At 71.8% G+C, this 21026-nt stretch carries 20 protein-coding genes and 1 tRNA gene; 11 read left to right on the top strand and 10 right to left on the bottom strand.

The features are described from left to right. The first annotated feature begins 58 nt into the window (after positions 1 to 58). Positions 59 to 685 (top strand): MerR family transcriptional regulator, encoded by a 627-nt coding sequence (locus tag AB0P24_RS27960; protein ID WP_365798735.1) that lies wholly within the window; start codon positions 59 to 61, stop codon positions 683 to 685. Positions 686 to 805: 120 nt separating this feature from the next. Here the strand turns inward: AB0P24_RS27960 and AB0P24_RS27955 are convergent, their stop codons facing one another. Next, a complete protein-coding gene (locus tag AB0P24_RS27955; RefSeq protein WP_365798636.1) occupies positions 806 to 1609 on the bottom strand; it encodes an exodeoxyribonuclease III in 804 nt (267 codons plus the stop codon). Between the two features lie 79 nt (positions 1610 to 1688). On the opposite strand from AB0P24_RS27955, the gene AB0P24_RS27950 reads away from it, so the two are divergent. Then, positions 1689 to 2189, top strand: coding sequence for a GNAT family N-acetyltransferase (locus AB0P24_RS27950; RefSeq protein WP_365798634.1), 501 nt, complete (start codon positions 1689 to 1691; stop codon positions 2187 to 2189). Positions 2190 to 2310: 121 nt separating this feature from the next. Here the strand turns inward: AB0P24_RS27950 and AB0P24_RS27945 are convergent. From AB0P24_RS27945 to galU, 7 genes are all read right to left on the bottom strand, one after another. Then, positions 2311 to 2384: transfer RNA gene (locus AB0P24_RS27945), tRNA-Ala, on the bottom strand. A gap of 105 nt (positions 2385 to 2489) precedes the next feature. Beyond that, positions 2490 to 3845 carry a gephyrin-like molybdotransferase receptor GlpR gene (gene glpR / locus AB0P24_RS27940; RefSeq protein ID WP_365798632.1) on the bottom strand — a complete coding sequence of 452 codons (1356 nt, stop codon included), beginning with the start codon at positions 3843 to 3845 and terminating at the stop codon, positions 2490 to 2492. Positions 3846 to 4030: 185 nt separating this feature from the next. Next, positions 4031 to 4711 (bottom strand): GNAT family protein, encoded by a 681-nt coding sequence (locus AB0P24_RS27935; RefSeq protein WP_365798630.1) that lies wholly within the window; start codon positions 4709 to 4711, stop codon positions 4031 to 4033. 20 nt (positions 4712 to 4731) lie between these two features. Beyond that, the gene (locus AB0P24_RS27930) at positions 4732 to 5268 is read right to left on the bottom strand and encodes a molybdenum cofactor synthesis domain-containing protein (protein ID WP_365798628.1); all 537 of its coding nucleotides are present in this window, start codon (positions 5266 to 5268) and stop codon (positions 4732 to 4734) included. Beyond that, positions 5265 to 5777 (bottom strand): cyclic pyranopterin monophosphate synthase MoaC, encoded by a 513-nt coding sequence (gene moaC / locus AB0P24_RS27925; protein ID WP_361287248.1) that lies wholly within the window; start codon positions 5775 to 5777, stop codon positions 5265 to 5267. Before moaC ends, AB0P24_RS27930 begins: the two co-directional genes overlap by 4 nt. Positions 5778 to 6137: 360 nt before the next feature. Continuing rightward, positions 6138 to 7460, bottom strand: coding sequence for a gephyrin-like molybdotransferase Glp (gene glp, locus AB0P24_RS27920; RefSeq protein ID WP_365798625.1), 1323 nt, complete (start codon positions 7458 to 7460; stop codon positions 6138 to 6140). Further along, positions 7457 to 8368 (bottom strand): UTP--glucose-1-phosphate uridylyltransferase GalU, encoded by a 912-nt coding sequence (galU, locus tag AB0P24_RS27915; protein ID WP_365798623.1) that lies wholly within the window; start codon positions 8366 to 8368, stop codon positions 7457 to 7459. Before galU ends, glp begins: the two co-directional genes overlap by 4 nt. A gap of 132 nt (positions 8369 to 8500) precedes the next feature. Between galU and AB0P24_RS27910 the strand changes: the two genes are divergently transcribed. Continuing rightward, the gene (locus tag AB0P24_RS27910) at positions 8501 to 9082 is read left to right on the top strand and encodes a 5-formyltetrahydrofolate cyclo-ligase (protein ID WP_365798621.1); all 582 of its coding nucleotides are present in this window, start codon (positions 8501 to 8503) and stop codon (positions 9080 to 9082) included. Positions 9083 to 9171: 89 nt separating this feature from the next. Here the strand turns inward: AB0P24_RS27910 and AB0P24_RS27905 are convergent, their stop codons facing one another. After that, on the bottom strand, positions 9172 to 11931 hold the full coding sequence (locus tag AB0P24_RS27905) for a penicillin acylase family protein (RefSeq protein ID WP_365798619.1): 2760 nt from the start codon (positions 11929 to 11931) through the stop codon (positions 9172 to 9174). Positions 11932 to 12200: 269 nt separating this feature from the next. Between AB0P24_RS27905 and AB0P24_RS27900 the strand changes: the two genes are divergently transcribed. From AB0P24_RS27900 to mscL, 6 genes are all read left to right on the top strand, one after another. Further along, on the top strand, positions 12201 to 13742 hold the full coding sequence (locus AB0P24_RS27900; protein ID WP_365798733.1) for a potassium/proton antiporter: 1542 nt from the start codon (positions 12201 to 12203) through the stop codon (positions 13740 to 13742). Between the two features lie 269 nt (positions 13743 to 14011). After that, positions 14012 to 15304 carry an MFS transporter gene (locus tag AB0P24_RS27895; RefSeq protein WP_365798617.1) on the top strand — a complete coding sequence of 431 codons (1293 nt, stop codon included), beginning with the start codon at positions 14012 to 14014 and terminating at the stop codon, positions 15302 to 15304. Between the two features lie 67 nt (positions 15305 to 15371). Beyond that, entirely contained in the window at positions 15372 to 15719 is a 348-nt protein-coding gene (locus tag AB0P24_RS27890; RefSeq protein ID WP_365798615.1) for an FmdB family zinc ribbon protein, read from the top strand. A 102-nt stretch (positions 15720 to 15821) separates the two neighbouring features. Next, positions 15822 to 16655, top strand: coding sequence for an S-methyl-5'-thioadenosine phosphorylase (locus tag AB0P24_RS27885; protein WP_365798613.1), 834 nt, complete (start codon positions 15822 to 15824; stop codon positions 16653 to 16655). Positions 16656 to 16959: 304 nt separating this feature from the next. Beyond that, complete coding sequence (locus tag AB0P24_RS27880; protein WP_365798611.1) at positions 16960 to 17541, top strand: hypothetical protein; 582 nt, start codon at positions 16960 to 16962, stop codon at positions 17539 to 17541. A 138-nt stretch (positions 17542 to 17679) separates the two neighbouring features. Beyond that, on the top strand, positions 17680 to 18159 hold the full coding sequence (gene mscL, locus AB0P24_RS27875; protein WP_365798609.1) for a large conductance mechanosensitive channel protein MscL: 480 nt from the start codon (positions 17680 to 17682) through the stop codon (positions 18157 to 18159). Positions 18160 to 18196: 37 nt separating this feature from the next. Here the strand turns inward: mscL and AB0P24_RS27870 are convergent, their stop codons facing one another. Continuing rightward, positions 18197 to 18373, bottom strand: a complete 177-nt coding sequence (locus AB0P24_RS27870) for a hypothetical protein (protein ID WP_181809695.1) — start codon at positions 18371 to 18373, stop codon at positions 18197 to 18199. Positions 18374 to 18462: 89 nt separating this feature from the next. Here AB0P24_RS27870 and AB0P24_RS27865 point away from each other — a divergent pair, with 89 nt between their 5' ends. Next, positions 18463 to 19698, top strand: coding sequence for a low temperature requirement protein A (locus AB0P24_RS27865; protein WP_365798606.1), 1236 nt, complete (start codon positions 18463 to 18465; stop codon positions 19696 to 19698). Between the two features lie 41 nt (positions 19699 to 19739). Next, the gene (locus AB0P24_RS27860; RefSeq protein WP_365798604.1) at positions 19740 to 20774 is read left to right on the top strand and encodes a P1 family peptidase; all 1035 of its coding nucleotides are present in this window, start codon (positions 19740 to 19742) and stop codon (positions 20772 to 20774) included. Positions 20775 to 21026: the final 252 nt, after the last annotated feature.

Genomic DNA, 21026 nt, shown 5'->3' with positions numbered 1-21026 from the left:
ACGCACCCACACGGACCGCGGCCCATCCGCCGGGCAGGGCGGCCCGCGTGAGTACCGCATGGAGGAACTGGCCGCGCTGGCCGGCATAACCGTGCGCACCCTGCGCTTCTACCGCGAGCGCAAGCTGATCCGGCCACCCCGCCGCGAGGGCCGTATCGCCTGGTACGACGACCACCACCTGGCCCGGCTGCACACGATCTCGGCGCTGCTGGAACGCGGCCACACCCTGAACGGCATCGCCGAACTGGCGGAGGCCCTCGACCACGGCAAGGACGTCGCCGAACTGCTCGGCGTCGACACCCCCACCGAGGAGGAGCCGGTCCGCCTGACCCCCGAGGAACTCGCCGCCCGCTTCGAGGGCGAGGTCACCCCGGAGAACCTCGCCGCCGCCATGGAGCTCGGCTACCTCGGCACCGACGGGGACGACATCGTCCACATCAGCCGCCGCCTGCTGGACGCCTCCTCGGCCCTGGTCCGCGAGGGTTTCCCGCTCGCCGAGGTGCTGGCGGCCGGCCGCAGCGTCCGCGAGCACGCCGACGCGCTCGCCGAACTCTTCGCCGAACTCGTCCTGCGCCACGGCCCCGAGGAGGACATGGAACGCCTGCGCCCCCTGGCCCGGAGCGTGGTGGAGGCGGAGGTGTCACTGGCACTGGACCGCCGGCTGCGCAAGAAGCCGCAGTCGTGACAGAAGCCGCAGTCGTGGCGGAAACCGCAGTCGTGGCGGAAGCCGCGGTCGTGGCGGAAGCCGCAGTCGTGGCGGAAGCCGCAGTCGTGGCGGAAGCCGCAGTCGTGGCGGCGGAGGCGGTCAGTGGTCGTAGACGACGGTGACCGGCGCATGGTCGGACCACCGCTCGGCATGCGTGGCCGCGCGCTCCACGAACCCCTTGACGGCCCTGCCGGCGAGCCCGGGCGTGGCCAGCTGGTAGTCGATACGCCACCCTGAGTCGTTGTCGAAGGCCCGCCCCCGGTAGGACCACCAGGTGTACGGCCCTTCGGCCTCCGGGTGCAGCGCGCGCACGACGTCGACGTACCCGCCGCCGGCCGGGTCCAGGACACCGCCGAGCCACTCCCGCTCCTCCGGAAGGAAGCCGGAGTTCTTGGTGTTGCCGCGCCAGTTCTTCAGGTCGGCCTGCTGGTGGGCGATGTTCCAGTCGCCGCAGACGACGACCTCACGCCCGTCGGCGGCGGCCCGCTCGCGCAGTTCCTTCAGATAGGCCAGGAACTCGCCCATGAAGCGGTACTTCTCGTCCTGCCGCTCGGTGCCCACCTCCCCGGAGGGGAGATAGAGGGAGGCGACGGTGACACCGGGCAGGTCGGCCTCGACGTAGCGCCCGCTCGCGTCGAACTCGTCCGACCCGAAGCCGACGCGCACGCGGTCCGGCTCACGCCGGGTGTACAGGGAGACGCCCGCGCGCCCCTTGGCCGCCGCGGGGGCGTGCACCACGTGCCAGCCGCCGGGCGCGCGCACCTCCTCCGGGAGCTGTTGCGGCTCCGCGCGCACCTCCTGCAGACAGAGCACGTCCGCGGAGGTCTCCGCGAGCCACTCCACGAAGCCCTTCTTCGCGGCGGCCCGCAGCCCGTTCACATTCACCGAGGTCACAGTCAGCACGCCGGAACGATACCGGCACACTGGACGGAGTCCCGATGTCCACCGCGTTCGCCGCCCGCACGAATATACGATGCCTCACATGATTATACGCCCGGTTGCCTTCGACCACCCCGACGCCGTGAAGCTGAACGACGAGGTCCAGGCCGAGTACCAGCTGCGCTACGGCGACGGCGGCGACGCCACCGCCCTCGACACGGCCGACTTCGAACCGCCGAACGGCGTCTACCTGATCGCGTACGACGAGTCCGACCGCCCCGTGGCCACCGGCGGCTGGCGCAGCCAGGACGCGAACGGCGAGGGCAACGAGGACGGCGACGCCGAACTCAAGCGCATGTTCGTCATCGAGGCGATGCGCGGCCGGGGCCTGGCCCGCCGCATGCTCGCGGCCCTGGAGGACGACGCCCGCGCGGCCGGCCGCCTCCGCATGGTCCTGGAGACCGGCACCAAGCAGCCGGAGGCCATTGCCCTGTACACCTCCAGCGGCTACGAACCGTGCGCCAAGTTCGGCTACTACCGCCACTACGAGTCGAGCCGCTGCTTCGCCAAGGCCCTGCGGGCGGACGTACGGGCGGACCTGTAGGCCCCAACCACCGTGGCGCACCGACCGGGTGGTGGCTCAGCCGCCGCCCACCGGTTCGGTACCCGGAGAACGACGAAGACCCCGCACGATCCTCACGATCGTGCGGGGTCTCACCGTGCAGTGGACCTGAGGGGATTTGAACCCCTGGCCCCCTCGATGCGAACGAGGTGCGCTACCGGACTGCGCCACAGGCCCTTGCAACGAGTGAAACTCTAGCATCCCCGTCGGGGTGCTTGGAAATCCGTTCCCTGACTGGTCAGGAGCGGGGCGCCGGGGCTGCCCCGCCCTCTCGGCCTCGGGTCATTCGTTGGCCGCGCGCGGGCGGTCGCCGTCCTCGTACTGGTCGAAGAGGGGCGTGCGGCCGCGCTCGCGGGCCCGGCGCGCGGAGGCCGCGGCGGAGTTTCCCCCGCGCGAGCGCCGCCGAGCGGGCGGGAGGGCGTCGGCCCCGTCGGCCGCCGCCTTGTCGTCGGCGGCCGGCTCCGGCTCCGCCGCCTCGGCCTCCGGCGCCGCCGGCTTGGTCTCCTGCTCCGGCGCGACGGTGCTGGACCGCGCCGAACTCCACGCGTCCGGCGCCGACAGGTCCACGTCGGAGGTGGCGCGCGGCGCGACCGGCGCGGTCACGTACGTCGGCAGGGGCACCGGCACCGGGTCCCAGCTGTCGCCGTGCCCCGGGCGGCGCTGCCGCTCGCGCTGCTGGTCGACCCATTCGGCGTGGTCGGTCTGCTCGACGAGGGCGCGCCGGTCGGCGGCGAGGGCGGACAGCCCGGGGTCGGTACCGGTCTCTGGTCCCTCCTCCGGTTCGTCCGCGCCGGCTCCGGGGTCGAGGGGCGGGCGCCGGCGCCGCTGGCGCTCCCGCAACCGCTGTGCGGCGGCCTCGGCCTGACGCCGGTCCATCTGATAGGCGAAGCGCCGGCGCTCCTGAGCGCGCAGGTAGGCGATGTAGGCGCTGAGCATGACGGCGGGCACACCCGGTGCCCACAGGAACGCGAGTCCCCCGACGGCGGCGACGATCGCGCCCAGCGTGAAGGCGACGAAGAGCAGGACGGTGGTGCGCCGACGGCGTGCGAGCGCCTTCGAGCGCCGGGCGCGTTCCGCGGCCGCCTGCGCGGAGGGCGCGCGGCGTGGGGTCGGAATCCGGCCGCGCGCGGACGTGGAGCCGGACGCGGAACCGGACTTGGGCGCGGACGTGGAGGCGGAAGCCGAGGCGGAGGGGTGCGCCGAGGCGGATGCCGACGCCGTGGCCGGCGTGCCGGCCGCCTGACCGGACGGCACGGACGGGGACTTGGCCGCCGGCGCGACCGCCCGGTCGCGCGCCGGTTCCTGACGCCCGGGCGCCTCCGGTTCCCTCTCGGTCTGGACGTCTGCCCGGACCTGACGGCGGGTCGGAGGCATGGCGAAGGCCCGGACGTCCACCGAGTCGGTGACGGCGTCCGGATCGCCGGCGTCCTGCTCCCCCTCCGAGGCGGAGCGCGCCCGCACGTCCCTGGCGTAACGGCGCTCCATCCCCGCCCGTCCGGACAGCAGCCGGATGGCGGTGCTGAAGCGTTCCGTCGGACGGGCCTCGTTCAGCTCGTCCTGCCTACGGAGCCACATCGGCACCAAGTAGGCGGCCCAGGCCCCGACAATGACTGCGTAGATGAGGCCGCTGCTGCTCACGCCTCACACGGTAGAGGGGTTTGCGTGGGGCCATCTGCCAATTGCGCCGGTGTGTCGCACGATCCGGCTGATATTTCGAGCTTTTTTTGTGACCGATGCGATCAGCAGGCTGCCCGGGCCGTGAATTCAATGGCGCGAGACGGTCAAGAACCGATCAATTTCGAACACACATTCAATTTGTTCGGCTAGCCGGGATTCCCTGGAGTGTTCTGCGGATTGCGGGGCACGTGCGGAGGAGTGCCCGCCGGCCCCGGCCCCGGCGCCTTCGCGGACGCGCTCTGGGAGCGTGCCCGCCGCCAGCGGCCCAGCAACCCCTCGGGCACCTCTTCCGCCGTGAGGGCGAAGACCATGTGGTCGCGCCAGGCGCCGTCGATGTGGAGATATCGCGGCCGCAGCCCCTCCTCGCGGAATCCGAGTTTCTCCACGACCCGGCGGCTCGGCCGGTTCTCGGGGCGAATGCAGACCTCGACGCGGTGCAGACCGACGGTGCGGAAACAGTGGTCCACCACGAGCGCGACGGCCGTCGGCATCACCCCGCGGCCGGCCACCGACTGGTCCACCCAGTAACCGACGTGCCCCGAGCACATCGACCCCCAGGTGATTCCGGCGACCGTCAACTGCCCCACCAGCCGGCCCTGGTACTCGATGACGAACGGCAGCATGCGACCCGCGTTCGCCTCGGACCGCAGGTGCCGGACCATCTGCCGGTAGGTCGGCCGGTGCGCTATCGGCCCGCTGGGCGTGGGCGGCGGGATGGTCGCCTCCCACGGGCGCAGCCAGTCGCGGTTGCGGCGGTTGACCTCACGCCACGCCCGCTGGTCGCGCACCCTTATGGGCCGGAGGACGACGTCGCCGTCCGCCAGCACGACGGGCCAGGACGAGGTGTTCAGCTCGCACCCCCACTGCTGGTTCCGGGGTGGTCGCCGCCGCGGATCTGGTCGACGGCGTGCGCCAGCAGCGGTTCCAGGACGGCGAGACCGTCCCGCACCCCGCCGGTGGACCCGGGAAGGTTGACGATCAGTGTCCGGCCCGCCACTCCGGCCAGGCCCCGGGAGAGCGCGGTGGTGGGCACCTTCTCCCGTCCGAACGCCCGCACGGCCTCGGCGATGCCCGGCACCTCGTAGTCGAGCACCGCGCGGGTCGCCTCGGGCGTGCGGTCGGTGGGCGAGACGCCGGTGCCGCCGGTGGTGACGACGACGTCGTACCCGGCCTCGACCCCGGCGCGCAGCGCGGCCGCCACGGGTTCCCCGTCGGGCACCACCCGCGGCCCGTCCACGCTGAACCCGAGGCCCGCCAGGCCCGCGGCGACCAGCGGACCGCCCTTGTCCTCGTAGACCCCGGCGGCGGCACGGTTCGAAGCCGTCACGACCAGCGCGCGATACGGCGCGCGCGGCGCACCGCCGGCGGACGGCCCGGCGCTCACGCCCTGCTCCAGTCGCCCGACTTTCCGCCCGTCTTCTCCTCCACGCGTACGTCCGTGATGACCGCTCCCTTGTCGACCGCCTTGACCATGTCGATCACGGTGAGCGCCGCGACGGAGACCGCGGTGAGGGCCTCCATCTCGACACCCGTGCGGTCCGTCGTCCGTACCGTGGCCAGGATCTCCACCGCGTCGTCCGCGACCGACAGATCCAGTTTCACACCGGACAGGGCCAGAGGGTGACACAGCGGAATCAGGTCCGGGGTGCGTTTGGCACCCATGATCCCGGCGATGCGCGCGGTGGCGAGGGCGTCGCCCTTCGGAACGCCCTCACCGCGCAGCAGCTCGACCACGCGGGGCGAGACGAGGACACGTCCGCTCGCGCGGGCGGTGCGCGCGGTCACGTCCTTGCCGGACACGTCGACCATGCGGGCGGCGCCCGCGTCGTCGAGGTGCGTCAGTCGGTCTGGCACGGAGGGTCCGGGGGTGTCCCCCCGGAAGGGCTCAGTCATGCTGTGTGGCGCTCCCGGTCCTGGCCCGTCGCGGTGCGGCGCTCGGACCTGCTGTGCGCGACACGGTACCGCCAAGACGGCCCGCACGAGCGGGCAGGACCGCCCGGCGGACGGGTACGCGCGCGCGGCAGGACGTCCGGCGGACGGATACGCACGCCGCGGCGAGACGCCCGGCGGACAGATACGCACGCCGCGGCGAGACGCCCGGCGGACAGATACGCACGCGCGGCGGGACGCCCGGCGGACGGGTACGCGGGCGTGGCAGGACGCCCGGCGGACAGATACGCACGCCGCGGCGAGACGCCCGGCGGACGGATACGCACGCGCGGCAGGGCGCCCGGCGGACGGACGGGACACCCGTCAGCCGAGCAGGATGACCTCGACGTCCGTACCGGGCTCGACGGACTCCACGTCCTCGGGTACGACGATCAGCGCGTCGGCGTGTGCCAGGGCGGCGACCAGGTGCGAGCCGGCGCCGCCCACGGCGGTCACCTCGCCGTCGGCGTACGCCCCGCGCAGGAACTGCCTGCGTCCCTTGGGCGAACCCAGCGTCTTGTCGGCCCTGAGGGTCGCGGTGGTGCGGGGCCGGTGCACGTCGTCGAGGCCCCTCAGGGTGCGGATGGCGGGGCGGACGAACAGTTCGAAGGAGACGTACGACGACACGGGGTTGCCCGGAAGCGCGAGCAGGGGCGTGTGGTCGGGGCCGACGGAGCCGAAGCCCTGGGGCTTGCCGGGCTGCATGGCGAGCTTGCGGAAGTCGACGCCGGCGCCCGGCTCGTCCTCGTCGCCGACGTGCGCCAGCGCCTCCTTGACGACGTCGTACGCCCCCACGCTGACCCCGCCGGTGGTGACCAGCAGGTCGGCGCGGACGAGCTGGTCCTCGATGGTGGCGCGGAGGGTCTCGGCGTCGTCGACGACGGCGCCCACCCGGTAGGCGATGGCGCCCGCGTCCCGGGCGGCGGCGGTGAGGGCGAAGCTGTTGGAGTCGTAGATCTGCCCGTTGCCGAGTCCCTCGCCGGGCTGGACGAGTTCGCTGCCGGTGGACACGACGACCACGCGCGGGCGCGGGCGCACGCGTACGGTGCCGCGGCCGATCGCGGCGAGCAGCGCGATCTGCGGCGGTCCGAGGAGGGTGCCGGCCTCCAGGGCGAGGTCGCCGGCCTTCACGTCGCTGCCCCGCGCGCGTACGTGCGCGCGTGCCTCGGCCGACCGGTGCACGCGCACGTGCCCCTCGGCGCCCTCGGGGGCGAGGCTGCGCGCCCGCATCCCCGCCACCGGTCCCTCGCCGAGCCCGCCGTCGGTCCACTCCACGGGGACGACGGTCTCGGCGCCGGGCGGCAGCGGGGCGCCGGTCATGATGCGGGCCGCCTGGCCGGGGCCCACCGGGGTCAGCTCGGCCGCGCCCGCCGCGACGTCCCCGACGACCTCCAGGACGGCCGGGAACTCCTCGCTCGCGCCCGCCACATCCGCGACCCGTACCGCGTACCCGTCCATGGAGCTGTTGTCGAACGGCGGCAGCGACAGCGGCACCATGACGTCGTCGACCAGGACGCAGCCCTGGGCATCGAGGAGTTGCAGCTCGATGGGGTCCAGGGGGCGGACGGTGGTGAGGATGTCCTCCAGGTGCTCGTCCACCGACCACAGGTGGTCCGGGCCGGCGGGGCGGGTCGCGGCGCTGCTCAACTCTGCTGCATCTCCTCGGCTACGTAACTGCGAAGCCAGGTCCGGAAGTCCGGGCCCAGGTCTTCACGTTCGCACGCGAGCCTGACAATGGCACGCAGATAGTCGCCGCGGTCGCCGGTGTCGTAGCGGCGGCCCTTGAAGACGACGCCGTGCACGGGGCCGCCGACCTTTTCGTCCTGGGCGAGCTGCTGGAGGGCGTCGGTGAGCTGGATCTCGCCGCCGCGGCCGGGCTCGGTGCGCCGCAGTATGTCGAAGACGTGCGGGTCGAGGACGTAGCGGCCGATCACCGCGTAGCCGGACGGGGCGTCCGCCGCATCGGGCTTCTCGACCAGGCCGGTCACCTTGACGACGTCGCTGTCGGCGGTGGTCTCCACGGCGGCGCAGCCGTAGAGGTGGATCTGCTCGGGGTCGACCTCCATGAGCGCGATCACGCTGCCGCCGTGCTGCTCCCGGACCTCGATCATGCGCTGGAGCAGGGGGTCGCGCGGGTCGATCAGGTCGTCGCCGAGCAGGACGGCGAAGGGCTCGTGGCCCACGTGCGGGGCCGCGCACAGCACGGCGTGGCCGAGGCCCCTGGGGTCGCCCTGACGCACGTAGTGCATCGTGGCCAGGTCGCTGGACTCCTGCACCTTGGCGAGCCGGCCGGCGTCGCCCTTCTTCTGGAGTGCCGACTCCAGCTCGTAGTTGCGGTCGAAGTGGTCTTCCAGCGGACGCTTGTTGCGTCCGGTGATCATGAGAACGTCGTCGAGCCCCGCCGACACGGCCTCCTCGACCACGTACTGGATCGCCGGCTTGTCGACGACCGGCAGCATCTCCTTGGGAGTGGCCTTGGTGGCCGGCAGGAACCGGGTGCCGAGGCCTGCCGCGGGAATGACAGCCTTGCTGATCCTGGGGTGCGACTGAGTCATGTCCGCCACCTTATCCGGTGCCTTTGCGGAGAATCTGAGGCTCCGGTTAATTGGCACGCATATGAACTGATAAGGAAGGGTGCGGAACGACCTGTGGAGCATGGTGGACCTGGCGCCGAGACTGACAAGCGGATGTTGCGCCGAGAAATCCTCGGGGTGAGGAACAGGTTGACGACCGATGTCGTCGGGGAGGCGGCCGACGCGTTGGCCGAGCGCGCTCTGGAGCTGCCCGAGCTGGCGCGGGCCCGCACGGTGGCGGCGTACGTCTCCGTCGAGAACGAGCCCGGCACGCTCACGCTGCTGGACGCGCTGCTCGCGCGGGGGGTGCGCGTCCTGCTCCCGGCGCTCCTGCCGGACCACGATCTGGACTGGGGGGCGTACGCCGGGAAGGGCTCCCTCGCCCGCGTCCAACACGGCGGGAAGATGGCGTTGTTCGAACCCTCCGGTGAACGCCTCGGGCCGGACGCCGTGCTCGGCGCCGACGTCGTGCTGCTGCCGGGGCTCGCGGTGGACGCGCGCGGGATGCGCCTGGGGCGCGGCGGGGGGTCGTACGACCGGGTGCTGGCGCGCCTGGAGCGCGCGGGCGCGCGCCCGGCGCTCGTGGTGCTGCTGTACGACACGGAGGTGGTCGAGCGGGTGCCCGCTCAGGGGCACGACCGGCCGGTGCAGGCGGTGGTGACGCCGTCGGGGGTGCGCCGGTTCACGAGTGCCTGAGCGGTTCTCGCCGGAAGCGGAAACGGCCCTCCACGCGTGCGTGGAGGGCCGTTTCACCGGCGGATGCCCGTCGGCTCAGGGCTTTCGGCTCAGGGCTTGAGGACGAGGGTGTCGCTGGTGCTCTTGTCGACCACCTTGTCCGAGAACGACCACGGGAGCAGTTCGCCGTCGGCCCACTTGCCCGTCTGGTCGGTGTAGTGGGCGCTGAAGGCGTGTCCGGAGGCTCCGGTGAGGTTGATCCACTTGGATTTGTCGAGGTCGTCGAGGTTGACGACCATCCGCATGGAGGGGACCCAGACGACGCCGTAGCCGCCGGCCGCGTTCCAGCCGGTCGCGTCGACCGTGGCCTCGCCGCCGCTGAGCTTCCAGGGGCCGCGGTTGAGGACGTACTGGACGATGCCCGGGCCGTCGGTGCCGAGGGTCTGGTTCTTCAGGAACAGGCGGTGCAGCCGGCCCCAGCTCCAGGTGTCGATGTCCTTGCCGAGCTTGGCGGTCAGCTCCCAGCGGGCGTCGATCATGGCGCGCTTGAACAGCTCGTCCATGTTGTCGGCCTTGTTGCGGTCGCCCACTCCGGCCGGCGTCTTCCACCAGTCGCTGTTCGGCTTCTCCATGAGGTTGCGGACCACCTCGAACCAGCGGTCGCCGCCGTCCGGCTGGGCCTGGTCGGCGTCGCGCTCGCCGCACTCGCGCACCTTGGTGTCCTCGTCCACCGGACCGGTGCTGTCGACCTTGTCGACCCACAGGCACTGGCCCTTGACGCGCAGTTCCTTGGGCAGCTTGTTGCCGAAGGCGAGCTTGAGGATGTTGCGCCAGACCGCGTTGAAGTAGGCCGCGGCCGCGGAGTCGGCGTCCTGGGTGTAGTCCCAGCCCTCAAGGAGTTTCTGCGCCTCGCGCACGTCCTTGTCGTCAAGGTTGATCTTCAGCAGCCTGGGCACCAGCAGCTTGGCGATCTCACTGCTGTTGTCCGTCTGCATCTGGCGCATGTCGTCGGTGGAGATCTTGCCGCCGTCCTTGATCTTCGACTCGATCAGGTCGGTGATGCGCTGGCTGCGGGTGCCGTAGCCCCAGTCCGTGGTGAGCGTGTAGGGGTACTTGTCCTTGTCGATCACGGCCTGGTTGGCGGTGACGATGTAGCCCCGCTTCGGGTTGTACTCGTAGGGCAGTTCGTCCTGCTTGATGAAGCCGGTCCACTTGTACTTGGAGTCCCAGCCCGGCGCCGGGATGGACCCGTCGTCGACCGACGAGCGCGTGGGGATCTTGCCGGGCAGCGTGTAGCCGATGTTGTTCTTGGTGTCGGCGTAGATCAGGTTCTGCGAGGGCACGTCGAACTGGGCGGCCGCCTGGCGGAAGGAGTCCCAGTCGGACGCCTTGTCGAGGGCGAAGACGGCGTCCATGGTGGTGCCCGGGTCCAGGGCGGTCCATCTCAGGGCGATGCCGTAGCCGTCGCCGCGGTCGGGGGCGGCGGTGTCGACGGTCGCCTTCTTGCCGACCTGGACGAGTTCGTCGTCGCGGTCGGACAGCAGCGGCATGCCGTCGGCGGTCTGGCGTATGACGATCTTCTTGGACGCGCCGCCGGCGACCTTGATGGTCTCCGTGCGGGTCGTGAAGGGCTTGGTCTCGCCGTCGTACAGGTAGCCGTCGCCGGAGAGCTTCTCCAGGTAGAGGTCGGTGACGTCGACACCGGAGTTGGTCATGCCCCAGGCGATGTCCGCGTTGTGGCCGATTATCACGCCGGGCATGCCGGCGAAGGTGTAGCCGGTGACGTCGTACTGGCACTTGCTGGAGATCGTGGTGCAGTGCAGGCCCATCTGGTACCAGACGGACGGCAGTGACGCCGACAGGTGCGGGTCGTTGGCGAGCAGCGGTTTGCCGGTGATGGTGTACTCGCCCCTGACGACCCAGGAGTTGGAGCCGATGCCCTGGCCGTTCACGCCGACGGCCGTGGGAACGCCGTCCAGGACGTTGTAGAGGCCCTCCAGCTGGCTTGTGAGCGCCGAACCGGCGGACGAGGTGGTCGAGGAGCCACTCGTGGTCGTCGAGGACCCGGAGCCGCTCGCGGAGCCGCTCTGGAACGTCTTGGTGACCTCGTCGTACTGGCCCTGCTGGACGATCGCCTTGTTGCGGCTGTACGGGTAGTCCGGGTAGAGGTCCTTGATCTGCTGCGGGCCGAGGCGGCTGGTCATCAGGGCGCGGTCGATCTCGTCCTGCATGTTGCCGCGCAGGTCCCAGGCCATCGCCTTCAGCCAGGAGATCGAGTCGACGGGGGTCCACTGCTCGGGCGTGTAGTCGTTGACGAACCCGAGGGCGGCGTACTCCAGGGAGATGTCCTTGCCGTTCTTGCCCTGGAGGTAGGCGTTGACCCCCTTGGAGTACGCCTGGAGGTACTTCTTCGTGGCGGCCGACAGCTTGGTGTCGTACTCCTGCTTCGCGACCCGGTCCCAGCCCAGGGTGCGCAGGAATTCGTCGGCCTTCACCTGGCTCTTGCCGAACATCTCGGACAGCCGCCCCGCGGTCATGTGGCGGCGCACGTCCATCTCGTAGAACCGGTCCTGCGCCTGGACGTAGCCCTGCGCCATGAACAGGTCCTCGTCGGTCGAGGCGTAGATCTGCGGGATGCCGTAGCCGTCGCGCTTGACGGTCACCGGTCCGGAGAGGCCGTCGATCGTGATCGAACCCTTGGTCTGCGGGAGGGACGCGCGGACCGTGCTGACCGACCAGTACGCCCCGTAGAAGACGCCACCGATGACGGCCAGGACGAGCACGAGCACGAGCAGCCGGGCTCTGCGCCCCTTCTTCCTGCCGGACTTGCCAGGCTTGTCACCCGTTGTGGCGGTGGTGTTGGGGGGCATCGCTGTCCTTGCTGTCCTAACGCGAGCGGCAGACGGGCATGTGCTTTTGACTGAGCGCTGGAGCAACCATAGGCGCAGGGCCTCACGCCACTTGACGCGGAGTGGGGAACCGGCGGGCATGGGCGTTCGATCTTGCCTCGGGAAGCGTCAAGAAAGCGTCAAGAGTTAGGTAAGGTAATGAAGTACTTGGGTGCGGAGTGCCGCACTCTCGGTCCTGTGTACGTGCGCTTCCGCGTCGCCCGCGCGCGAGCCAACGAAGGGAACCGCCGCTGACTGTCCACCACCTCAACCAGCTCCTGCTCCTCTGCTCCGTGGTCCTGCTCATCGCCGTCGCGGCCGTCCGGATCTCCTCGCGCAGCGGGCTCCCCAGCCTGCTCGTGTACCTGGGGATCGGTGTCCTCATGGGCCAGGACGGCATCGGCGGCATCCACTTCACCAACGCCGAACTCACCCAGGTCATCGGCTACGCGGCCCTGGTCGTGATCCTGGCCGAGGGCGGTCTCGGCACGAAGTGGAAGGAGGTCCGACCCGTCCTGGCGTCCGCCTCCACGCTGGCCCTGGCCGGGGTCGGGGTGAGCGTCGGCATCACCGCGGCGGGCGCGCACTACCTGGTCGGGCTGGAATGGCGGCAGGCGCTCGTCATCGGCGCGGTGGTGTCCTCGACGGACGCGGCGGCGGTCTTCTCGGTGCTCCGGCGCATTCCGCTGCCCGCGCGGGTGACGGGCACCCTGGAGGCGGAGTCCGGCTTCAACGACGCCCCGGTGGTCATCCTGGTCGTCGCCCTCTCCACCGCGGGGCCGGTCGAGCACTGGTACGTCCTGGTGGGCGAGATCGCCATGGAGCTGGCCATCGGCGCCGGCATCGGCCTCGCGGTCGGCTGGCTCGGCTCCTGGGGCCTCAGGCGCGTCGCCCTGCCCGCCTCCGGCCTCTACCCGATCGCCGTGATGGCCATCGCGGTCACGGCGTACGCGGCCGGCGCGCTGGCGCACGGCAGCGGCTTCCTCGCGGTCTACCTGGCCGCCATGATGCTCGGCAACGCCAAGCTGCCGCACTGGCCCGCCACCCGCGGTTTCGCCGAGGGGCTCGGCTGGATCGCCCAGATCGGCATGTTCGTCCTGCTCGGCCTGCTGGTCACCCCGCACGAGCTCGGCGACGACATCGTGCCCGCCGTCGTCATCGGGCTGGTGCTCACCATGGTGGCGCGCCCGGTGAGCGTGGTCATCAGCCTCGCGCCCTTCCGGGTGCCCTGGCCGGAGCAGACCCTGATGTCCTGGGCCGGCCTGCGCGGCGCCGTGCCCATCATCCTGGCGACGATCCCCATGGTGAACGGCGTCGACACCAGCCACCGGATCTTCAACATCGTCTTCGTCCTGGTCGTGGTCTACACCCTCGTCCAGGGGCCGACCCTGCCCTGGCTGGCCCGCACACTGCGGCTCGGCGAGGGTCCGGAGGCCGCCGACCTCGGCATCGAGTCCGCGCCCCTGGAGCGGCTGCGCGGACACCTGCTGTCCGTCTCGATCCCCGAGGGGTCCCGGATGCACGGCGTGGAGATCAACGAGCTGCGGCTGCCGGCCGGGGCCGCCGTCACCCTGGTCGTCCGCGAAGGAAAATCGTTTGTGCCGCTGCCCGCGACGGTGCTGCGGCGCGGGGACGAACTCCTCGTGGTCGCCACCGACCCGGTGCGGGACGCCGCGGAACGGCGGCTGCGCGCGGTCGGCCACGGGGGCAAGCTGGCGGGCTGGCTGGGTACGAACGGGCCGGCCGACGCGGGGCCGACGTCGCGGCCGGGGGGCGTGCGGGGCGTGCGTTAAGGACATGTTTCGGACGGTTCACACCCCGGCCAATCCCAGGCGAACGGACCCGGCGGTGCTCGTTTTCACAGGCGTACCGAGCCTTCACCCCTGTACGATGAAAGCACCCTGATCGAACCAACTCTGCCTGACGCAGAGCTGGCGCGACCGTATGGCGGCCGGATCACTCCTCGCAGGGGACGCCGGTATCTACCGCAGTTCCGCGCAAGAGGACAGCTCTCGGCGCCCCCCGCACGGGCGCGCTACCAGGCGGCAGAAAGGCACGGGCCGTGGCATCCACGGTCACCACCGAGCCGTCCGGGAACCCGGCGGCGCCGTCCCGCCCGGGATACGGACAGCTGCTGCGCACCCGCGGCGCCTGGACGTTCCTGCTCCCCGGTTTCGCGGCGCGCCAGCCGTTCGCGATGCTCACCATCTCCATCGTGCTGCTCGTGCGGCACACCACCGGCTCGTACGGCGCCGCGGGAGCCGCCGCGGCCGCCACCGGTGTCTCCATGGCGCTGTTCGCGCCCTACAGCGGCCGCCTGGCCGACCGCCACGGGCAGCGCGCGGTGCTGGTCCCCGGAGTGCTCGTGCACACGCTGTCGGGTCTCGCCCTGACGGCGCTCGCACTGGCGCACGCGCCCCTGTGGGCCCTGTTCGCGGCGGCCGTGCCGACCGGCGCCTCGGTGCCGCAGATCGGGCCCATGGTGCGCGCCCGCTGGGGCGTGCGGCTCCAGGACTCCCCTCTGCTGCCCACCGCGGCCGCCTTCGAGTCCGTCACCGACGAGCTCACCTTCGTGGTCGGCCCGCTGCTCGCGACCGCCCTGTGCACCACCGTCGCCCCGGCCGCCGGCCTGGTCACGGAGGCCGCGCTCACCCTGGCCGGCGGCCTGCTGTTCGCCGCGCGCAAGAGCACCCAGCCCCAGGTGGCCGGCACCGCCCACGCGCGCGTGCGGCACGCCTCGGCGCTCCGCGTGGCGGGTGTACGCGTACTGATCGCGGCCTTCCTGGGCATCGGATCCGTCTTCGGCGGCATGCAGGTCTCCCTCGCCGCGTTCACCGAGTCGATCGGAGAGCCCGGCCTGAACGGCGTCCTGTACGGCACCTTCGCCGCGGGCAACATGCTCTCGGGCGTCGTCTGCGGCACGCTCGCCTGGAAGGCCGCCCCGCACCGGCGCCTGCTCGTCGGCTACGCGGCGCTCGCGCTGACCGCGTCGGCACTGTGGACGTCCCACTCGGTGCTCGTCCTGGCCGGTCTCGGCCTGCTGGTCGGCATGTGCATCGCGCCCGCCCTGATCACCGGCTACACGCTGGTCGAGAGCCTGGTCCCGGCCGGCGCCCGCACGGAGGCGTTCACCTGGCTGACCGGCGCGGTGGCACTCGGCCAGGCGGCCGCGGTCACGGTCGCCGGACAGCTGGAGGACCGCCTGTGGGGCGGTGCCGGATTCCTGGTGCCGATGGCCGGCACCGTACTGGCCCTGGTGACCCTTCTGGCGCTGCGTTCACGGCTGGCCACCCGGCCCCGGAACCGTACCGTCGCACGTGGCGTCGGTCACCGCGTGCCCGTGACGGTGGACTGATCCTCAGGAATACGTCACTATGGACCGTCGTTAGCACTCATTGAGTGAGAGTGCCAGGAGGAAGACAGTGCCGACCTACCAGTACCAGTGCACCGAGTGCGGCGAGGGCCTCGAGGCGGTGCAGAAGTTCACCGACGACGCCCTGACCGAGTGCCCCAACTGCGGTGGCCGCCTGAAGAAGGTGTTCTCCGCAGTCGGCATTGTCTTCAAGGGCTCGGGCTTCTACCGCAATGACAGCCGCGGCTCCTCGTCGAGCAGCAGCCCCGCGTCGAAGTCGTCGAGTGCTTCGTCCGAGTCGAAGACGTCCGAGTCGAAGACGTCCGAGTCGAAGACGTCCGACTCGAAGTCGTCGACGTCCTCGTCCTCGACATCGACCTCGTCCTCCACGGGCTCGGCCAGCAGCTCCGCCGCCTGAGACCTCAGCCCTCGGGACCCCGCCGCCGGTCGGCGGCGGGGTCTTGAGGCGTTCCCAGGCACCGGCTCCGGCCCGCCCGGGCGGCGAGCTAGTGTGCTGCGCATGGTGAACGCAGAGATCGGCGTAATCGGCGGTTCCGGCTTCTACTCGTTCCTGGACGACGTGACCGAGATACAGGTCGACACGCCCTACGGGCCGCCCAGCGACTCCCTCTTCCTTGGTGAGATCGCCGGCCGGCGGGTCGCCTTCCTGCCCCGCCACGGACGCGGCCACCATCTGCCGCCGCACCGCATCAACTACCGGGCCAACCTCTGGGCGCTGCGCTCCGTCGGCGTTCGCCAGGTGCTCGGCCCGTGCGCGGTGGGCGGTCTGCGCCCCGAGTACGGTCCGGGCACCCTGCTCGTACCGGACCAGCTGGTGGACCGTACGAAGTCCCGGGCGCAGTCGTACTTCGACGGGCTGCCGCTGCCCGACGGCAGCGTCCCCAACGTCGTGCACGTCTCCCTGGCCGACCCCTACTGCCCCGCCGGACGGGCGGCGGCGCTGAAGGCGGCCAGGGGCCGGGACTGGGAGCCGGTGGACGGGGGCACGCTGGTGGTGATCGAGGGGCCGCGCTTCTCGACCCGCGCCGAGTCGCTGTGGCACCAGGCGCAGGGCTGGTCGGTGGTGGGCATGACCGGCCACCCCGAGGCGGCGCTCGCCCGTGAACTGGAGCTCTGCTACACGTCGATGACGCTGGTCACCGACCTGGACGCGGGCGCCGAGACCGGCGAGGGCGTCTCGCACGACGAGGTGCTGCAGGTGTTCGCGGCCAACGTGGACCGGCTGCGGGGCGTGCTGTTCGACGCCGTGGCGGCCCTGCCGGACAGCACGGCACGGGACTGCCTGTGCACGAGCGCGCTCGGCGGCATGGATCCGGGGTTCGAGCTGCCGTGACGCGGGCCCGGACGCAGGGCCGGGCGTGTGCCGTGGCGCGTGCACTGACGATCGCGTGCAATGACGATGCCGTGACGTGCGGCGTGACGTGTGCCGTGACGCGACCGATGACGAGTCCCGTGACCTGTGCCGTGACGTGTGCCGTGACGCGGGGGCCTTCCGCGGGGCGGACAGGGGCGGAATTCCCCGTTCGGGTGGCCGAGTTGTCCACAACCGGCCGGTAGTCCACCGGCTCCGGCGGGTTTCGGCGCGAGAGGTCATCGTGGTCTCGCAAGCCGATTCCTCGTCGCAGGTGGTGATCCCGATGTCCGTTCCCCCGTCTCCCCGCCCCGCCTTCCCTCCTCCCCCGCGCGTCCCGCGCCCGCTGGGCACCGACGCCCCCGCCACCTGTGAGGTCCCGCACTTCGAACCGGTGCGGGTACGCGGCGGGCGGTATCAGCTCCACCGGCTGCTGCGGCACCGCAGGCGGGCCCTCGCGACCGGCCTCGCGATCACGGCGGCGGCGCTCGTCGCGGCCGGACCGCGCACCGCCACCGGCCCGCCGCGTGCCGAGCGGCGGCCCCTGGGGCACCCCACCGTCGCCCAGCCGGTACGACGGCACATCCCGCCCGTGGACATGGTGACGGCACCGGTGCGGATCGCCGACGCGGCCACCGTCCGGCTGCTGCGCCCCGGCGACCGGGTGGACGTCGTCGCCGCCGGGGATCCCGCGGCGGGCGGCCGGGCCCGGGTGATCGCACGCGGGGTGCGCGTGACCGAACTGCCGGAGCCGGTCGACGCGGCCGCGGAGAGCGGGGCACTGGTCGTGCTCTCGGTTCCCCGGGACACCGCGGCCCGACTGGTCGGGGCGAGCGCCACGGCACGGCTGGCGGTGACCTTGTACTGAACATCCCGGGGTGATTTACGGGACGCTTCGTGTCAAGTCACACATCGTGACTACCGGATTGGGCGCGACGGCCCCACGGTGACGTAGGTTGCGGAGCGCTTTGTTCCACAGCCTGTGCATGTGAGGAGAGTCCCCGAGGTGAGTGCGAAGAAGGATCCGAGTATCTGGCAGGGCTTCAAGGCCTTCCTGATGCGCGGCAACGTCGTCGATCTGGCAGTCGCGGTGGTCATCGGCGCCGCCTTCACGAACATCGTCAGCTCTGTGGTGAAGGGGATCATCAACCCGCTGGTCGGCGCGATCGGCACGAAGAACCTCGACAACTACAGCTCGTGCCTGAAGGCCCCTTGCGCACTGAACGCGGACGGCACGGTGAAGACCGGCATTCCGATCATGTGGGGCGAGGTCCTGGGCGCCACGCTCTCCTTCGTGATCACCGCGGCGGTCGTGTACTTCCTGATGGTCCTGCCGATGGCGAAGTACCTGTCCCGAATAGAGGCCCGCCGGAAGGCGCGGGAGGGCACGCACGAGGTGGTCGAGGTGACCGAGCTGGAGGTGCTGAAGGAGATCCGCGACGCCCTGGTCGCACAGCGCGGAAACGGTCGCGACGCGCGTTATTAGCCGCATTGGCAGCGCCGCCGCGGACGGACCGGGCGGCTCAGAGGTGGTGGGGCGGCTTCTCGTCGAGGAAGCGCTTGAGGTCGGCGGCCGAGTCGCCCTCCGGGCGGTCGCCCCAGCCGCGGTCCGTGTCGTCCGACGACTGCCGGTCGAGCGGGTCGTCGAAGATCAGCGCGGCTTTCGGGTCGCGCGGCGCGGGTTCGGGGGCGGTACTCATGCCTCAAGACTACGGCCCTGCCACCCGCCCCCCGCCCTCCGCGAACCCGTTCGCAGGCTTTCGGCTCCCTTTTCTGCTGTGCTGGACCCATGACGTCGAGTTCTCCTCCTGCTCCCGCCTCCCGGCACGCACCCCAGCCCCGGCCACTGCGCCGGCTCACCGCGCGCGGGCGCGACGAGGCCCACCGGGTGGCCTCACCCCTTGAGCTCTTCTTCGACCTGTGTTTCGTGGTGGCCATCGCGCAGGCGGGCGTGGAGCTGGTGCACGCCGTGGCGGCCGGGCACGCGGGCGAGGGCGTCCTGAACTACGCGATGCAGTTCTTCGCCATCTGGTGGGCGTGGATGAACTTCACCTGGTTCTCCTCGGCGTACGACAACGACGACGTGCTCTACCGGGTCGTCACCCTGGTCCAGATCGCCGGCGTCCTGGTGCTGGCGGCAGGCATCTCGCAGGCCTTCACCGACCACGACTACCTGGTGGTCTGGCTGGGCTACGTGATCATGCGGCTGGCGATGGCCGCGCAGTGGCTGAGAGCCGCGCGATGGGCCCGCGACGCGGAGCGGACCATGGCGCTGCGGTACGCGGGCGGGGTGCTGCTGTGCATGGTCGGCTGGAGCGGCCTGGTGGTGCTGCCCGTGGACGCGCGCGCCTGGGTGTTCCTGGTGATGGCGGTCGCCGAGATGTGTGTGCCCCTGTACGCGGAGAAGGCCTCCACGACCGCCTGGCATCCGCACCACATCGCCGAACGGTACGGACTGTTCACGATCATCGTGCTCGGCGAGACGATCGCGGCGGCGACGGTCGCCGTGAAGTCGGCCGTGGCCGAGCACGACGCGCTGAACGAGCTGCTGCCGATCGCGGCGGGCGGACTGCTGATCGTCTTCTCGGCGTGGTGGATCTACTTCGTGGTGCCGATCCACGGCCATCTGCGCTCCAACAGGGAGTCCTTCCTGTGGGGTTACGGCCACTACCTGATCTTCGCGTCGGCGGCCTCGATCGGCGCGGGCATCGAGGTGGCCGTCGAGGAGGCGGTCGGCAAGGCGCACATCTCCGCGACGGCGGCGTCGGCGGCCGTGACCGTGCCGACGGCGCTGTACCTGCTGACCGTGTGGGTGCTGCACGCGCGGTACTTCAAGGTGGGCCTCGCCCAGCAGCTGGTGCTGCCGGTGACGGCGCTGCTGGTGGGCTGTTGCACGTTCCTGGGTGACTGGGCGGTGCCGGCGGCGGGTCTGGTTTCGGCGCTGGCGGTGGCGACCGGGACCACGCTGACGGCGCGCACGGCCGGTCGCCGGCGCCTCGCGGAGACCGCCACGGCCGCCTCCTGACCGGCCCCGGGACCGCACCGGGCTGGGCCAGACTGGCCCTCATGACTGTTGACGCATTGACGGACGTGGCCGGGCTGCGGGTGGGGCACGCCACCCGTACCGGCGCGGGCTGGCTCACCGGTACCACGGTCGTCCTCGCCCCCGAGGGCGGCGCGGTGGCCGCCGTGGACGTGCGCGGCGGGGGTCCGGGCACCAAGGAGACGGACGCGCTGGATCCGCGCAACCTGGTGCAGCGGGCGGAGGCGATCGTGCTCACGGGCGGCAGCGCGTACGGGCTCGACGCGGCGTCCGGGGTGATGGCCTGGCTGGAGGAGCGGGGGCGCGGGGTGCGGGTGGGGCCGCATCCGGCCCATGTCGTGCCGGTGGTGCCGGCCGCCTGCGTCTTCGACCTGGGGCGGGGCGGGGACTTCCGGGCCCGGCCGGACGCGGCGACGGGGCGGGCGGCGGTCGAGGCGGCCGCGGCGAGCGCGCCGGGCGCCCCGGTCGCGCAGGGATGCGTGGGCGCGGGTACGGGCGCCGTGGCCGGGGCGGTCAAGGGCGGGGTGGGCAGCGCGAGCACCGTGCTGGACTCGGGGATCACGGTGGCCGCGCTGGTGGTGGCGAACGCGGCAGGCGCGGTGCTGGATCCGGAGACGGGGGTGCTGTACGGGGAGTTGTTCCAGGGGCGCGTGGCGTATCCCGAGGAGCGGGTGCACGAGGCCGCGCGCCGGCGGCTCGCCGAGACCGCCGCCGGGAACGGGCCGCCGCCGCTCAACACCACCCTCGCGGTGGTCGCGACCGACGCCGCGCTGTCCAAGGCGCAGGCGCAGAAGCTGGCCGGGACGGCGCACGACGGGATCGCGCGCGCCGTGCGGCCGGTGCACCTGCTGCACGACGGGGACACGGTGTTCGCGCTGGCGACGGGGGCGCGCCCGCTCGACGCGAGCCCGCTCGCGCTCAACGAGATCCTCGCGGCCGGCGCGGACCTGGTGACCCGCGCGATCGTGCGGGCGGTGCGGGCCGCCCGGCCGGTCGACGGGCCGGGCGGGGCGTGGCCGTCGTACGAGGAGCTGTACGGGGCGCGCGGCGAGCGGTGAGGGGCGGGCCGGAACCTCGCGGCTTCCTGTCGGTTGTCCCGGTTGCGGCACCACGGCCACGTGGTTCTACGACAGCTCGCCCGTCGGGGACGTCGTGATCGTGGGGACATCGCCCGGCAGGACCGCGCCGCCGGACAACGGACTCAGCGGGTGGCACCTGCCGTGGCGCGAGCGGGCCACCGGAAGTGCCTTATGACCGGCACGTTTTGACGGAACGTCGGGCCGCACGGGAACTTTTCGCGCGGCCCGCGC

The sequence above is a fragment of the Streptomyces sp. NPDC086519 genome (genome assembly GCF_040686075.1).
In the GTDB taxonomy this organism is placed as follows: domain Bacteria; phylum Actinomycetota; class Actinomycetes; order Streptomycetales; family Streptomycetaceae; genus Streptomyces; species Streptomyces shenzhenensis.
Note: the sequence above shows the minus strand (reverse complement) of the source record. Positions and strands in the feature narration are given on the sequence as shown.

Bases quoted from the DNA above. Each gene is read 5' to 3' on its own strand.
- AB0P24_RS27860 (WP_365798604.1), top strand. From the start codon at position 19,740: ATGACTGTTGACGCATTGACGGACGTGGCCGGGCTGCGGGTGGGGCAC.
- galU (WP_365798623.1), bottom strand. From the start codon at position 8,368: ATGACTCAGTCGCACCCCAGGATCAGCAAGGCTGTCATTCCCGCGGCA.
- AB0P24_RS27885 (WP_365798613.1), top strand. From the start codon at position 15,822: ATGGTGAACGCAGAGATCGGCGTAATCGGCGGTTCCGGCTTCTACTCG.
- AB0P24_RS27905 (WP_365798619.1), bottom strand. From the start codon at position 11,931: ATGCCCCCCAACACCACCGCCACAACGGGTGACAAGCCTGGCAAGTCC.
- AB0P24_RS27950 (WP_365798634.1), top strand. From the start codon at position 1,689: ATGATTATACGCCCGGTTGCCTTCGACCACCCCGACGCCGTGAAGCTG.
- AB0P24_RS27960 (WP_365798735.1), top strand. From the start codon at position 59: ATGGAGGAACTGGCCGCGCTGGCCGGCATAACCGTGCGCACCCTGCGC.
- AB0P24_RS27870 (WP_181809695.1), bottom strand. From the start codon at position 18,373: ATGAGTACCGCCCCCGAACCCGCGCCGCGCGACCCGAAAGCCGCGCTG.
- AB0P24_RS27865 (WP_365798606.1), top strand. From the start codon at position 18,463: ATGACGTCGAGTTCTCCTCCTGCTCCCGCCTCCCGGCACGCACCCCAG.
- AB0P24_RS27880 (WP_365798611.1), top strand. From the start codon at position 16,960: ATGTCCGTTCCCCCGTCTCCCCGCCCCGCCTTCCCTCCTCCCCCGCGC.
- moaC (WP_361287248.1), bottom strand. From the start codon at position 5,777: ATGACTGAGCCCTTCCGGGGGGACACCCCCGGACCCTCCGTGCCAGAC.
- AB0P24_RS27910 (WP_365798621.1), top strand. From the start codon at position 8,501: ATGTTGCGCCGAGAAATCCTCGGGGTGAGGAACAGGTTGACGACCGAT.